General features: G+C 72.3%; 11 protein-coding genes. 7 read left to right on the top strand and 4 right to left on the bottom strand.

Annotation, left to right across the window (positions count from 1 at the left end; translation table 11 throughout):
- The first annotated feature begins 20 nt into the window (after window positions 1-20).
- A complete protein-coding gene (locus QFZ71_RS16660) occupies window positions 21-1,859 on the top strand; it encodes a PP2C family protein-serine/threonine phosphatase (protein ID WP_307669002.1) in 1,839 nt (612 codons plus the stop codon).
- A complete protein-coding gene (locus QFZ71_RS16655) occupies window positions 1,856-2,305 on the top strand; it encodes a response regulator (protein WP_307669001.1) in 450 nt (149 codons plus the stop codon). The genes QFZ71_RS16660 and QFZ71_RS16655 overlap by 4 nt, the downstream gene beginning before the upstream one ends.
- Here the strand turns inward: QFZ71_RS16655 and QFZ71_RS16650 are convergent.
- Complete coding sequence (locus QFZ71_RS16650) at window positions 2,271-4,733, bottom strand: ATP-binding protein (RefSeq protein WP_307669000.1); 2,463 nt, start codon at window positions 4,731-4,733, stop codon at window positions 2,271-2,273. The two genes, QFZ71_RS16655 and QFZ71_RS16650, sit on opposite strands and share 35 nt — an antisense overlap.
- 371 nt (window positions 4,734-5,104) lie before the next feature.
- On the opposite strand from QFZ71_RS16650, the gene QFZ71_RS16645 reads away from it, so the two are divergent.
- A complete protein-coding gene (locus tag QFZ71_RS16645; RefSeq protein ID WP_307668999.1) occupies window positions 5,105-5,458 on the top strand; it encodes a PRC-barrel domain-containing protein in 354 nt (117 codons plus the stop codon).
- 107 nt (window positions 5,459-5,565) lie between these two features.
- Here QFZ71_RS16645 and QFZ71_RS16640 read toward each other — a convergent pair whose 3' ends face one another.
- Both QFZ71_RS16640 and QFZ71_RS16635 read right to left on the bottom strand, forming a co-directional pair.
- Window positions 5,566-5,802 carry a hypothetical protein gene (locus tag QFZ71_RS16640; protein WP_307668998.1) on the bottom strand — a complete coding sequence of 79 codons (237 nt, stop codon included), beginning with the start codon at window positions 5,800-5,802 and terminating at the stop codon, window positions 5,566-5,568.
- Window positions 5,792-6,034 (bottom strand): hypothetical protein, encoded by a 243-nt coding sequence (locus QFZ71_RS16635; protein ID WP_307671482.1) that lies wholly within the window; start codon window positions 6,032-6,034, stop codon window positions 5,792-5,794. Before QFZ71_RS16635 ends, QFZ71_RS16640 begins: the two co-directional genes overlap by 11 nt.
- 296 nt (window positions 6,035-6,330) lie before the next feature.
- On the opposite strand from QFZ71_RS16635, the gene QFZ71_RS16630 reads away from it, so the two are divergent.
- Window positions 6,331-7,374: a LacI family DNA-binding transcriptional regulator gene (locus QFZ71_RS16630; RefSeq protein ID WP_307668997.1), complete on the top strand. Its 1,044-nt coding sequence runs from the start codon at window positions 6,331-6,333 to the stop codon at window positions 7,372-7,374.
- A gap of 274 nt (window positions 7,375-7,648) precedes the next feature.
- On the opposite strand, the gene QFZ71_RS16625 is transcribed toward QFZ71_RS16630, so the two are convergent.
- A complete protein-coding gene (locus QFZ71_RS16625) occupies window positions 7,649-10,474 on the bottom strand; it encodes a glycosyl hydrolase (protein WP_307668996.1) in 2,826 nt (941 codons plus the stop codon).
- A 232-nt stretch (window positions 10,475-10,706) separates the two neighbouring features.
- Between QFZ71_RS16625 and QFZ71_RS16620 the strand changes: the two genes are divergently transcribed.
- The 3 genes from QFZ71_RS16620 (at window position 10,707) to QFZ71_RS16610 (ending at window position 14,123) form a co-directional block, all read left to right on the top strand.
- Window positions 10,707-12,011 (top strand): ABC transporter substrate-binding protein, encoded by a 1,305-nt coding sequence (locus QFZ71_RS16620; protein WP_307668995.1) that lies wholly within the window; start codon window positions 10,707-10,709, stop codon window positions 12,009-12,011.
- Between the two features lie 220 nt (window positions 12,012-12,231).
- Entirely contained in the window at window positions 12,232-13,212 is a 981-nt protein-coding gene (locus QFZ71_RS16615) for a carbohydrate ABC transporter permease (RefSeq protein WP_307668994.1), read from the top strand.
- Window positions 13,209-14,123 carry a carbohydrate ABC transporter permease gene (locus QFZ71_RS16610; RefSeq protein ID WP_307668993.1) on the top strand — a complete coding sequence of 305 codons (915 nt, stop codon included), beginning with the start codon at window positions 13,209-13,211 and terminating at the stop codon, window positions 14,121-14,123. Before QFZ71_RS16615 ends, QFZ71_RS16610 begins: the two co-directional genes overlap by 4 nt.
- The last annotated feature ends 108 nt before the right edge of the window (window positions 14,124-14,231 follow it).

Genomic DNA, 14,231 nt, shown 5'->3' with positions numbered 1-14,231 from the left:
ACAGCGGAGGAGGGCAGGGCATGGGCAGAGGTACGGGCGACGACGCCTGGTCCGGTGCGCTGCACCGGCTCTGGCAGGCCGCTTCGCGGGCCGAGGAGGTCGGCGCGCTGGCGGACGACGTCTACGCGCCGCTCCTCGCCACTCCGGGCGTCCACCTCGTCGTGGGCACCCGATGGGACGAGGACGCGACCCTGCGGTACATGCGGGCCCTCAGCGCCGGGAGCGACACCCCGGTGATCGTCGCGGCGGCCCGTTCGATGCCGGGGGCAGCCGCCCGCGAACCCGACGGGGAGCCGGTCGTGACCCGGACCGCCGTCGCCGGTCTCGACGACGGGGCGTGGCCGGAGGCGGAGTTCCTGCGGCAGTCGCCGGGGGCCGCCGTGGTGGCGTGCACGTTCCGGCTCGACCGGCGTGGCTGGGCGGCGCTCAGCCTCGCCGTTGACCCCTCGGCCGACACGGAAGGCGTGGCCCGCCGCCTGGCGCAGGCCGTCGACGTCATCGTCGCCTGCCACACCGGCATCCTCCAGCGCGGACGTGAGGCCCGGCGGGCCGCCTCCGACGCGCTGCTCGCCGAGGCGTCGCTCCAGATGGACTCGTCCCTCGACGTCGAGGACACCCTCAGACGGGTGGCCCGGATAGCGGTCCCGGCCGTCGCGGAGGGCTGCCTCGTCCACCTGCTGCGCCAGGACGGGCCCGAGTTCGTCGCCGCCACCCATGTGGCCGTGCGGCAGCAGCGCGCACTGGAGGCCGTGGGCCGCGACGACCCGTGGCTGGCGGCCCTGCTCGACCGCCGCGGCGACGCCGACCAGGCGGTCTTCCTGAGCGGCGCCGCCCTCGAAGGGTCCCCGTTCGCCACGTCCGCCCCCGCCGGGCCGGGACCGGCCGACCCCCACCCCACGGTGGTCAGCGTCAGCACCCTGCGCGCCCGCGACCGCGTCGTGGGCACCATCACCTTCATCTACCAGCGCGCCGAGGACCGGCTGCCCGGCACCGCCTTCCTCGACAGTCTCGCCTCCCGCGCCGCCCTCGCCATCGACAACGCCCTGCTGTACGAGATGCGCCGCCACGCCGTCCTCTCGCTCCAGGAGCACCTGCTCCCCTCGACGCTCCCGGCCGCGCCGGGGTGGGACCTGTCGGCGAGCTACGAGGTCGGCGACCCGATGCTCGACGTCGGCGGCGACTTCTACGACGCCGTGCCCCGCCCCGACGGCAGCATCGCCGTGCTCATCGGCGACGTCTGCGGGCGCGGCGCGGAGGCCGCCGCCCTCACCGGGCTGGCCCGGCACACCCTGCGCACCCTCCTGGAGGAGGGCACCGAACCGGGCACCGCGCTGAGCCGTCTCAACCGGGCGCTGCGCCAGGAGAGGGCGAGCCGCTTCCTCACCGCGGTCGTCGTGACGATGACGCCCCGCACCGACGGCACCGCTCTGCTCACCACGTGCAGCGCCGGACACCCCCGCCCCCTGGTGCTCCGCGCGGACGGCTCCATCGGCGAGATCGTCTCCGGCGGGCTGCTCCTCGGCGTCCTGGACGACGTGGCGTACGAGAGCCACGAGGACTCCCTGGGCCCCGGCGACGCCCTCGTGCTGTTCACCGACGGGCTGACGGAGGCGCGGGAGGCGGACGGCACGTTCTTCGAGAGCGTCCTGCCGCAGCGCCTCTCGGCCCTGCGCGGCGGCGACGCCGCCCGTATCGCGGAGACCCTGGCCCGGCAGGCCAGGACCTTCCGCGCCTCCGGGCAGGACGACATCGCCCTGCTCGTGGCCCGTTGGAACGGCACCTCGCCCTCCGGGGACCCGGCATCCTCCGAGGACCTGACCCCCCTGGAAGCCCAGCTCGAACAGGCGGCGACGCGATGACCGGTGACGGACTGATCCTGGTGGTCGAGGACTCGGAGGAGGACACCGAGGCCATCCAGCGCGCCCTGTCCCGCTCGCGCCCCCTGGTGGACCTGGAGTTCACCCCGCGCAGCGAGGCGGTGCTCCCGCGCCTCCTGGACCCGGACGCCCGGACCCCGGACCTGCTGCTCCTCGACCTGAACATGCCGGGCGTGGACGGCCTGACGCTGCTGTCGCAGCTGCGCGCCCACACCGCGTGCGCGTCGCTGACCGTGGTCGTCTTCACCTCTTCCACGGCCTCCGCCGAGGAGGACGCCTGCTACGCGGCGGGCGCGGACAGCTACATCTACAAGCCGGTCAACTTCGAGCTGTTCCGGACCGTCCTTCAGGGAGCGGTCGACTACTGGCTGCCCCGCGAGCCGGACGGCGCGATCACGGTCGGCCCTCCGGCCGCTCCCCCAGCGTGAACCAGACGGCCGTGCCGGGACCGCCGCCGCAGTCGGGGTCCGGTGCGGGGGCCGGGCTCTCCAGCCACAGGCGGCCCCCGTGCCGTTCCACGATCCGCTTGACCACGGCGAGGCCGACGCCCGAACCGCCGCCCCGCTCGTCACGGCGGTGCAGCCGCCGGAACAGCTGAAGGACGTCCGTCTGCTGCCCGGCCGGGATGCCGATGCCGTTGTCCCGGACGACGAGAGCCGTCACCGTGCCGCCGTCCGCGCCCGCGTCCGGGTCGCCGCCCCCCTCTCCGCGCGTACCGTCGTCGGCCGGCGCCGGGACCCGTACCGCCTCGATCCACACCCGGCGCTCCCCCGTGCCCTCGTCGGCCGCGTACTTGGCCGCGTTCACGAGCAGGTTCTCCAGCACCTCGCGCAGCCGCTCCCGGTCCGCCCGCAGCCGGGGCAGGGGCTCCGGGCGCACCAGCGTCACCCCGCGCTCGGCGAGCCGCCCCCCGGCCACCTCCAGCGCGTCGTCGAGCACCTCGTCCACCGACAGCGTCTCCCGCACCAGGCCCACCTGCCCCAGGCGGGAGAAGTGCAGCAGGGAGTCGAGCAGCCCGTCCATGCGCTCCGCGAGCCGCCGTACGGTGGTCAGGCGGCGCAGGGACGTCGCGTCCAGGACGGCTCCGGCGTCCTCGACGATGAACGCCGCGGCGTTCGAGATCCCCCGCAGCGGCTCCTTGAGGTCGTGGGCCGCCGCGTGCGCGAACGAGTCCAGGTCCTCGTTGGTCCGGGACAGTTCCGTGTTCCGCGCCTCCAGCGCCACCACCTGCCGGGACAGCAGTCCCGACACCTCCCGCCACAGCTCGGCGGCGACCACCCGCTGGGCCGGGCTCCACGGGATGCTCCGCCCCCGTACGGTCGCCCGGTAGACCGCCGCCGAACCGCGCGGGGTCAGCCGCTCGCCTCCCGGCCCCGTCCGCACCGGGCGGGCCGGGTCCGCCGCCCACTCCCGAGGCGCGGGCTGTTCGTGGCGCCACCAGGCCAGCAGGTCGCCGTCCCGGTTGAACGGCAGGAAGAGGAGTCCGGCGGGCACCCCCCGCTCCTCCGCCTCCTCCCGCTCCAGACCCAGCACCTCGGGGAGCCGGTCGGTGCTCCACACCTCCCCGACCGGCGCCTCCCGTGCCAGCCGGGCCAGCAGTCCGGGCAGCGCCTCGGGCACGGGGTCCCCCGCCGTCAGCGTCTCCGCGGCCCGCAGCAGTACCGCCCCGTCCGCGTCGAGCAGTTCGGCCATTCCGGACCCCGGCCGCATCAACGCGTCCGGGGCCAGGGAGGCCGACCGGGCCAGCAGCGTGGCGAGCGTCCGGCGGCTGCGGGCCAGCTCGTCCGCCTCCTCGCGCCCGGCGACGGCGGCCAGTTGCAGGGACAGCGCGATCCCGAAGAACTCGCACGCCGCCCGCACTTCGGGCGTCAGCCGCATCGGCTCGTCGCCGTGGCAGGCGATCAGCCCCCACAACTCCCCGTCGTGCAGCAGCGATACGGACATGGAGGAGGCCACCCCGATGTTGCGGAGGTACTCCAGGTGGTAGCCGGAGACGGTCCGCAGCACGGACGCCGAGAGGTCCAGCGGCTGCCCCGTCCTCTCCCGCAGCCCGGGGACGAGCCCCACCGTGCGGTCGTCCACGTCACCGATGACCCGGATCCAGTTGCGGGCATAGAGGCGGCGAGCCTGCGGCGGGATGTCGGCGGCCGGGAACCACAGCCCGAGCCATGGCTCGCGTCCCTCGTTGCGCGCCTCCGCGATCACCTGGCCGGGCCCGTCGCGGCCGTCGAAGCGGTACGCCACCACCCGGTCGTACCCGGTGAGCGCCTGGACCTCGCGGACCGCGGCCGTACAGCACGCGGTGACGTCGGACGCCCCCTGGAGCTTCTGCAGGGCCCGCCGCACCCTGGGGTAGAAGTTCTGGAACACGAACGGCCCGTCCACGGCACGGGGTTCGAACTCCAGCACCAGCAGGTCCCCGTTGCGGTGCACGGTCACGTCGTACGACCGGGGCCCGCCCTCGCCCCTCACCGTCAGGGCCAGCACGCCGGAAGAGGCGGGCCCGTCCTGCGCACCGCCGTCCGGGCCCGTCTCGGGCGACGCCGGGTCCACCGCGGCCTCCAGGACCGACGTGCTCTCCCGGACCAGGGCCCACTGCTCGTCGCCGATCAGCTCCGTGAGCGGACGGCCCAGCAGATCCCCGGCCGCCCGGCCCAGCACGTCCGCCGCGTTCCGGCTCACGGTGTCCACGACCGCGTCGTCCAGCCGCGCGGCGATCAGCACCCCGTACGACTGGACGCCGCCCAGCAGATGGATCGGCTCGCGCACGCACTGCGAGAGGTCGAATTCCTGGCTGACGCCGGCCTCGGCCGTCACCGCCCTCGGGGTCAGCCAACCCCGTACGTCATCGGACACCGTCTGTTCTCCGTCCTTCGGGGTCGGCCCTTCCTACCATTCCGGTTCCGGCCGGCGGCGACCGGTCCGGAGCGGAAATCATCCGAGTATTTCCCGCGCACGGAAAAACACGGGGCACCGACGTGCACCTTCCTTTCCCGCACCTTTACCGCTCCTCTTCCACCCCGCACCGAACCGCCCCGCACCTGGCCGTCCCGTGTCTCCCTCCACCCCGCTCCTGCCCGTCCGCCCCTGTGCACACCGCTGCTACCGGGGTGCCTCCCAGGTGTGGGCCGCACCTTCGCGGGCACACGAGGGTCAGCGGAAATATCACCGGTATATCGATGATCCGCCGCACAATGCGCTGAGCGACCTTCGCGAAAGGAGCCACAATGAGCGACTCCCTGTGGGGCTACCAGCCGTCGAGCGGTCATATCGCGGGCAGCGACCTGACCGGCTTCACGGTCGAGGCGACCGACGGCAGTATCGGAAAGGTCGACAAGCACTCCGACGAGGTGGGCTCGGCCTATCTGCTCGTGGACACCGGCGTCTGGATCTTCGGCAAGGACGTCCTGCTCCCTGCGGGCACGGTGAAGCACATCGACACCGAGGACCGGAAGGTCTACGTCGATCTCACCAAGGAGCAGGTCAAGGACTCCCCGGAGTTCGACCGGCACCAGCAGACCGAGGATCCGGCCTATCACGATCAACTGTCCGCCTACTACACGGCGTTCCGCGTCATGTGATCCGGCGCGCCCCCGAACGGCGGCGGGCCCGGCCCCGAGGAGGGGCCGGCTCCGCCGTCCCGCCCGTCCGGACCGGACCGCCACGCGGCCGACGCGGCGCCGCCGCCTCAACGCGGCAGCTGACTCTCCCTGTTGGCCTCCGCCACCCGCGCCCGGAGCACCGCCCCCGGCGGCGCCGGCCGCACCGCCTCCGACGGGCACTCCCACTCCGGCCCGCCGCCGGGCGGCCGCAGCCGCAGGCCCGGACCGGACCGGCCGACCACCCGGCCCACCCGGCCGTCCCGCGCGTCCACCGCGAACGCGCCCGCCTCGGGTGCACCCGGCGCGCATCCCTCACCCGTCATGACCGCTCTCCTTCTCCGCCAGCACCTCGCACAGCCGCAGCGCGGTGTCGATGTTGCAGCGGCCCAGATCGACCAGGGGCGCGGGTTCGTCGCCCGCGCACGAGGCCGGATCGACCCGCAGGGACGGCAGCTTCACCCCGAGCCCGGCGAACCTCTCCTTCAACCGCTCCACGGCGTCCTCCGCCGTGCGCACCCGTTCGACCGCCACCCTGCGCCGCTCCATCGCTTCCATGCCGCACCTTCCACTCTGCGTGATGGACATGCATACCCAGCGTGTCCAACGCGCAGGTCGCCCGGAAGAGGCGCAGTTCCGGTAAACCTCCTCACCGTCACCGACCGTCACCCTCTCCGGAGCGGCGCCGCTTCCCGTCCTCCCGCCGCACCGGCGCGCGGCGTGGGAGCGCTCTCAGTGCGGTCGGCGCCCGGCGCTAGGCTGTACGGGATCCGGCGACGACACCGAGCACACGCACCGCAGCGCACCCCGCACCCGCCCGCGTATCGCCGCCCCGTCGACGAGGAGCGACCGCCTTGCCCGAGCAGCCCCCCGGGTCCCGGCCCACCCTGGAAGCCGTCGCCGCGCGCGCCGGGGTGTCGCGGGCCACCGCCTCGCGGGTCGTCAACGGGGGCGACGGCGTCCGCAAGCCACTCGTGGACAAGGTGCTCCAGGCGGTCGAGGAACTGGGATACATCCCGAACCACGCGGCGCGGACCCTCGTCACCCGGCGCACCGGGGCGGTGGCTGTCGTCATCGCGGAGCCGGAGACCCGCTTCTTCTCGGACCCCTTCTTCTCCCAGCAGATCCGGGGCATCAGCAAGGAGCTGACCGCCCACGACACCCAGCTCGTCCTGCTGCTGGTGGAGGGGCCCGGCGACTTCGACCGGATAGCGCGCTACCTGGCGGGCGGGCACGTCGACGGCGCGCTCGCCTTCTCGCTGCACACCGACGACCCGGTGCCCGCGATCACCCGGCGGGCGGGGATTCCGGCGGTGTACGGGGGCCGGCCCAGCTGGACCGCCGATCCGGGCGACCAGGCCGTCCCGTACGTCGACGCGGACAACCGGGGCGGGGCGCGGCTGGCCGTGCGGCATCTGCGGGACCTGGGGCGCGAGCGCATCGCGCACATCGCCGGACCCGCCGACCAGACCTCCGCGCTGGACCGCCTGGACGGCTACCGGGACGTGCTGGTGGACGTGGACCCGACGCTCGTCGCGGACGGCGCGTTCACGGTGGAGAGCGGGGCGCGGGCGATGGCGGAGCTGCTGGAGCGGCGGCCCGACCTCGACGCGGTGTTCGCCGCCAACGACCTGATGGCGTCGGGCGCGCTGCGCGTGCTGCGCGAGCGGGGGATCGCGGTGCCGGACCAGGTGGCGCTGGTCGGCTTCGACGACATGGACTCGGTGGCCGCGGAGACCGATCCGCCGCTGACGACCGTGGGCCAGGAGATCGAGGGCCAGGGCCGGCTGATGGCCCGGCTGCTGCTGCGCGCCCTGGACCGGGACCGCACGGGCGACGGAGAGGTCCCGGAGTCGGTGATCACCCCGACCACGCTGGTGCGCCGCGCCTCGGCCTGAGCACGCGGGCCGTGCCCCGGCCGGGGCACGGGTGCGGCGGACACGGGTGCGGCGGGCCGCCGCTCCGAGGAGCCGGCGACCCGCCGCACCGATCGTGCCCGCACGCCGGGTGTACACCGCGTACGGAGTGCCGTACCGCGCCCGGCCCGCACGTACGGGCGCGTAACGGCGTACCCGTCCCGTGCCGGGCCTGCGCGTACGGGCGCGTACGGGGTACCGCCCCGCGCCCGGCCCGCACGTACGGGGGCGTACGGCTTACGGCACCGCGTCCGGCCTACACGTACGGGATCTTCAGGACCGCCGCGTCCGTGCCGGTCTGCACCTGGGACGTGCCGTTGCCGAGCGCGTTCCAGATCTCCAGCCGCACCGTGCCGTTGCTGAGGTCGCCGAGGCTTCCGGTGACGGCCTTCGTGCCGGACGCCTGGGTGTACTCCTCCCACCCGTCGACCGGGTCGGTCGCGAAGTAGCGGAAGGTCTCGGTCCGGTCGAACGTGCCGTCGCCGGTCAGGTCGTAGCTGACCCGGACCTGCGGGGCGAGGCCGACCTTCGTGCCCGCGTCCACCCGGAGGCGGAACGCGGTGGCCGCGCCCGCGGCGACCTTGCCGTTGACCTTCTTCACCTCGTAGACGTTCGGCCGGTACGGGGTGCCGTCCCGGTTGACGCCGTCCGCCGAGGCGATGGTGTCCACACCCGCCGGGTCGGTGGTGGCGGTGGTGAGGACGCCGCCGGACTTCAGCCGGAAGGTGTTGCCGGTGGAGGGCTCGCCGGGCTCCTCCGGATCGGGGTTCGAACCACCGGGGCCGGTGCTCGTGGCGGTCGAACGGGCCGGTACGGACAGGGTCTTGCCGTCCGAGAAGGTGACCGTGCGGGCCGTGGAGCCGTGGTTGTGGGCGGTGTAGGTGCGGGTGCCGTCCCTGGAGAAGACCGCCGAGGTCGGCAGGTCGCCGCTGACCCCCATGTCGGGTGCGCCGACGGAGGCGAGGGTGGTGATCCAGTGGTACGTGTGCGCCTTCGACTCGCCCTGCTCCGGGGTGTAGTTCCCGTTCACCCCGTCCCACTTGGCCTTGGCGGACGCCGGGTCGGAGAGCGACTCGAACTCCCAGAGCAGGTCGCGCCACTCCTGGGCGGGTCCGCCGTTCTCCCGTTCCATCTCGGCGATGTTCCGCTTGATGGCCGCCTTCTCACGAGCGAGATGGAGTGAACCCCCGGTCACGGGGAGGACGTTGATGCCGTGGATCTCCTCCGGGTTGGCCGTCCACCAGGTGGAGTACGCGCCGCCGCTGCCCCAGACCATGCCGACCGTGTCATGGCCGAAGGAGGCGGGGAAGACCTGCTGGCTCGCGTCGAACCAGTACTGGGTGATCGCCTCGGACTCGGTGGTCAGCAGGTAACTGCCGAGGTCCCGCAGCGCGTTGTCACCGGTGGCCGCGCCCCACAGGACGAGCCCGGCGCTGAGGTTGATGGACTCGGAGGAGGACTCCTGGTTGTTGCCGGCCGCGAAGCCCTGGTGGCCGGAGGCCCAGCTGTGGCCCGCGTACACGTCGAAGCCGCGCAGGAACGGGTAGGCGGAGTCGGTGCGGCTGGGATTGGCGGCGTCGCGGATCAGGTGCTTGACCATCGTGCCCCAGGCCGGGTCGGCGGCCCACGCCTGGTCGTACTGGGCGATGATCGCCGCCGCGTACACGTAGTAGCTGTAGTGGAAGTGGTGGTCGTTGAGTTCGGTGTCGCTGCCGTACGAGGCCGGGTAGCCGGTGAGGGTCTTCCAGTCCTTGTCGTAGCTGAACTCACTGGGCCCGCCCGCCGTGAACCACTCCTGGAGCCGGCCCTTCATCAGGCCGAGGAGCTTGTCGCGGGTGGCGGTCTGGCCGATCTGGTCGGCCACGGGCACCAGTTGGGCGAGGCGGCCGAGCGCCTTGCCGGTCCAGTAGGTGTCGGTGGCCCCTGAGAACGGGTCGGCGGCGTTCGCCACCTCGTTCAGGTAGCCGGTCAGCCGGGCCTTGTCGACACCGCTGGAGGCGGGCAAGGCGGGCACGACGCCGTTGTTCTTCTGGCTGGTGGTGAAGGACGCGGACTCGCGGACCTTCATCGTGCCGCGCGGCGATACGTACGTGTACGGGGTCAGCGCGTCCGTGGTGTGCAGCCACTGGTGGCGGTAGAGGGCCTGGAGCGTGGAGCGCTCGGTGCCCTCCCTGGCCTCGGTGGTCAGGCTGTAGGTCGCCTTCACCGTTCCGCCGGTGGACTGCCACGCCACCTGGGAGCCGGTGACGAAGCTGAAGGCGTACTTCCGGTAGGTCGGGAGGGCGTCCGGCGAAGGCAGCACCGCGAGCGAGAAGTAGTCCTTGGAGCCCAGCCCGGCGGTGATCGCGGTGCCGGAGACGTTCCAGTCGCTGCCGCTCGGGGCGAAGAGGGCGTAGTGGTGCCCGGCGACGGTGATGCCGAGGACGTTGCCCTGGTCGGAGAAGACGGTGGGCGTGGAGGCGGTGGTGACGCGGGCGTCGCCGCCGGAGCCCTTGGCGTACACGAAGGGCATGCCGTGGCCGATGGTGGCCCGGAAGGTGCGGGAGCCGTCGGCCCAGTAGGGCGTGACCGTCCAGTCGGACCAGGCGTCGGCCTTGGTGTCCGGGGAGTTCAGCCCGCTCAGCCCGACGGTCAGGTCGGCCTTGTGGGCGTACTCGTACTGGCGGCCGTCGCCGACGATCGCCGGCGTGGTCGGGTAGCCGACCTCCAGACCGGACGCCTTGGCCTGGTAGGTGAGCGGGTGGCCGTACAGGGGGGTGCTGTACGGGTTGTCGCCGTAGCGCTGGAAGGCGAGCGAGGACCACCAGTCGTTGGTCGGGACCGGCTTGTCGCGCGCGGCGGTGGTGAGTTTCGGGGTGACGGGCGCACCGGTGTCGGTGGTCGGGCCCGAGGTACCGGCGGGGCGGGAGTCGGTGTAGCTGCCGGCACCGGCGGGGAGGGTGGCGGCGGCAGCGGGAGAGGCGGCGGGGCCCAGCCCCACGGCGGCCACGGCGACGGCGAGGAGCGCGGCGGCCACGGGTCTGGGAGCGGTGCGGGAAACGGATCGGGAGAGGGAGGTTCGCACGAGCAGCACCTCGATCATGGGGGGAAGAGCGCGTTCGAGAGCGCTCTCATGTGCCGAGGAACGTAAAACTCCTGAAACGTCAGTGTCAAGAGAACGTGCACGCAGGGCAGTTGGGCGGGAGGGCGGCGCAATCCCAAGCTGTTATGTGTTCGAGTCTTGACGGGGCGAGGGCGGTGCGGGACGCTCCAGACGCAGGTTTTGAGAGCGCTCTCAAGGCGCTCGGTTCATCCCGAAGCCAAGGGAGGCTTCCATGCCCATCGCCCGAGCCGCCAAGAGAGCCACCGTCCGCCTCGGCGCGGTCGTCCTCGCCGGGGCCCTCCTCGCCGCCTGCGGAACCGGCGACTCGTCGGACACCTCCGACAGCGCGGGCGGAAAGGTCACGCTCAACGTCGACCTCTTCGGGTCCTTCGGCTTCAAGGAGGCCGGGCTGTACGAGGAGTACCAGAAGCTCAACCCGAACATCACGATCAAGCAGAGCGACACCCAGGACGAGGCGGACTACTGGAAGTCGCTCCAGACGCGGCTGGCGGGCGGCGGCGGCCTGGCGGACGTGCAGGGTGTGGAGGTCGGCCGCATCGCGTCGGTCACCCAGCAGCAGGCGGACAAGTTCCAGGACCTGAAGGAGTTCGGGGCCGACAAGCTCAAGGGCGAGTTCGCCGAGGCGAAGTGGTCGGCGGCGACCACGAAGGACGGCAAGGTCCTCGGCCTCGGCACGGACGTCGGGCCCGAGGCGATGTGCTACCGCACCGACCTCTTCGAGCAGGCCGGGCTGCCCACGGACCGCGAGGAGCTCGCGAAGAAGTGGTCCACGTGGGACGGCTACCTGGAGCTGGGCAAGCAGTACAAGAAGAAGGCGCCCGCCAAGAGCGCCTGGCTGGACAGCGTCGGCTCGCTCTACGGGATCATGATCGGCCAGGAGAAGGAGCGCTACTACGACGCCTCCGGCGAGCTGATCTACGAGAAGAACCCGGCGGTCAAGGCGGCCTGGGACACCTCCGTCGAGGCGGCGGAGGCCGGCCTGAGCGCCAAGCTCGACCAGTGGTCCCCGCAGTGGAACCAGGCGTTCGCCGCCGGTTCGTTCGCGACGATCCCCTGCCCGGCCTGGATGCTCGGCTACGTCAAGGGCCAGGCCGGTGACGCGGGCAAGGGCAAGTGGGACATCGCCAAGCTGCCCGGCGGCGCGGGCAACTGGGGCGGCTCGTACCTCTCCATCCCGCGCGCGGCCAAGCACAAGGAGGAGGCGTACGCGCTCATCGCGTGGCTGACCGCCCCCGAGCAGCAGGCGAAGGTCTTCCAGAAGCAGGGCAACTTCCCGTCCTCGACGGGCGCCATCGAGAAGATCGCGGGCGCGAAGGACACGTACTTCTCGGACGCGCCGATCGGCCAGATCTTCGGTGAGGCGGCCAAGGCGTCCCCGGTGCAGGTGCTGGGTGTGCACGACCAGAACGTGATGCAGCAGATCACGAACGCGCTGAGCGAGGTCGAGCGCAAGGGCGTGTCGTCGGAGAAGGCGTGGGGGACGGCGAAGAAGGGCGTGGACAACGTGATCGGCTGACCTGCCGCCGCCACGGCCGCCCGGCCTTCTCCGCACCGGGTGGGGCCGGGACGCCACCGGTCCGGTCCGGGCCGTCCCGCTTGTCAGAGGTACGGGGGCGGCCCGGTCCCGCCCCCGTACACCCGACGAGCGGGACGGGCACCACCGAGCCCGCCGCCTCTCTCTCCCCCCCCCGCTCGTCCGCATCACCTCCTCGCCCCCGATCCCGAAGGGCCGAACCGTGTCCCTCACCGCCACCGCGAAGGCCGGGCCCCGCAGCCCCGCCGGACCCGGTCCCGGCCCCGACGACGGCCGGGCCGCCGCGCTCCGGCGCACCTGGCGCAAGGCGTCCCCGTACGCCTACATCGCCCCGTTCTTCACGCTCTTCCTGGCCTTCGGCCTCTTCCCGCTCCTCTACACCGCGTTCGTCTCCCTCTACCGGGTCGAACTCCAGACGAGCGGCGAGATGGAGTGGCGGGGCATCGCCAACTACACGGCGCTGTTCACCGACGAGTTCTTCTGGACCTCGCTGCGCAACACGTTCACCATCGGCGTGCTGTCCACGGTTCCGCAGCTGGCGATGGCGCTGGGCCTCGCGCACCTGCTCAACTACAAGCTGCGCGGGCGGACGTTCGTGCGGACCGCGATCCTGCTCCCGTACGCGACCTCCGTCGCCGCCGCCACGCTGGTCTTCGCGCAGCTCTTCGGCAAGGACTTCGGGCTGATCAACTACGCGCTGGGGCTGGTGGGTTTCGACCCGGTGGACTGGCAGACCGGCACCGTGGCCTCGCAGATCGCGGTGTCCTCGATCGTGATCTGGCGGTGGACCGGCTACAACGCGCTGATCTACCTGGCGGGCATGCAGTCCATCCCGCACGAGCTGTACGAGGCTGCGGAGATGGACGGGGCCTCGCGCTGGCGGCAGTTCGTGCACGTGACGCTGCCCGGCCTGCGCCCCACGATCGTCTTCACGGTGATCATCTCCACCATCGGGGCGACTCAACTCTTCGGTGAACCACTGCTGTTCGAGGGATCGATCTCGGGCGGGATCTCGCACCAGTACCAGACGCTCGGCCTGTACATGTACGAGCAGGGCTGGGGCTTCTTCCACCTGGGCCGGGCCGCGGCCATCGCCTGGGTGATGTTCGTCCTGATCGTGGTGCTCGTCGGGGCCAACGCCCTGCTCGTGCGCCGCCGCGCACGCAAGGAGGCCGGCCGATGACCGCGCTCGCCGCACCGCCGGCCGCCCCGGAGAAGGACGGTCCGCCGCAGACCCCACCGCCCGGCAGGCGCGTCCGCCGCGGAGGCGCGGGCCGCACGATGAAGGCCGGCTGGCTCTCCTACGTGATCCTCGGCGTCGCGCTGCTGATATCCGCGTTCCCGTTCTACTGGACGATCGTCGCGGCCAGCCGGTCCAACGCGGACATGGCGAAGGTGCCACCGAGCCTCCTGCCGGGCCCGAACCTGATCAAGAACTTCGAGCAGGTCCTCGACGAGGCGGACATCGGCAAGGCGCTGCTGAACTCGCTGATCGTGTCGGGTTCGATCACGATCGGCACGGTCCTGTGCTGCACGCTGGCCGGATTCGCCTTCGCCAAGCTGAGGTTCAAGGGCCGCAACGCGCTGCTGACGCTGACGATCGGGACGATGATGATCCCGCCGCAGCTCGGGGTGATCCCCCTCTTCATGCTGATCGCCGAACTCCAGTGGGTGAACCAGCTCCAGGCGGTGATCCTGCCGGGCCTGGTGTCGGCGTTCGGGGTGTTCTTCATGCGCCAGTACCTCGTGCAGTCGCTGCCGGACGAGCTGATCGAGGCGGCCCGGGTGGACGGGGCGTCCACGGCCCGCATCTTCTGGTCGATCGTGATCCCGATCGCGCGGCCGGGGATGGCGGTGCTCGGGATGCTCACGTTCATGACCGCGTGGAACGACTTCTTCTGGCCGATCATCGCGCTGTCCTCGCAGGAGCCGACCGTGCAGGTGGCGCTGCGGCAACTCGGCGGCGGGTACGTCAACGACCAGTCGGTGATCATGGCCGGCACGCTGCTCGGCACGTTGCCGGTCCTGCTGGTGTTCGGACTGCTGGGCCGGCAGATCGTCGGCGGGATCATGCAGGGCGCGGTGAAGGGCTGACGGGAGCGCCTTCACCCGGGGGCCGGCCGAAGCGTCACCCCCGCCCGCCCGTCACTGATGCCCCCCGTTCCCGGTCCCGTCCCGTTCCCGTTCCCGTTCCCGTTCTGG

The sequence above is a fragment of the Streptomyces sp. V2I9 genome (assembly GCF_030817475.1).
GTDB lineage: Bacteria > Actinomycetota > Actinomycetes > Streptomycetales > Streptomycetaceae > Streptomyces.
Note: the sequence above shows the minus strand (reverse complement) of the source record. Positions and strands in the feature narration are given on the sequence as shown.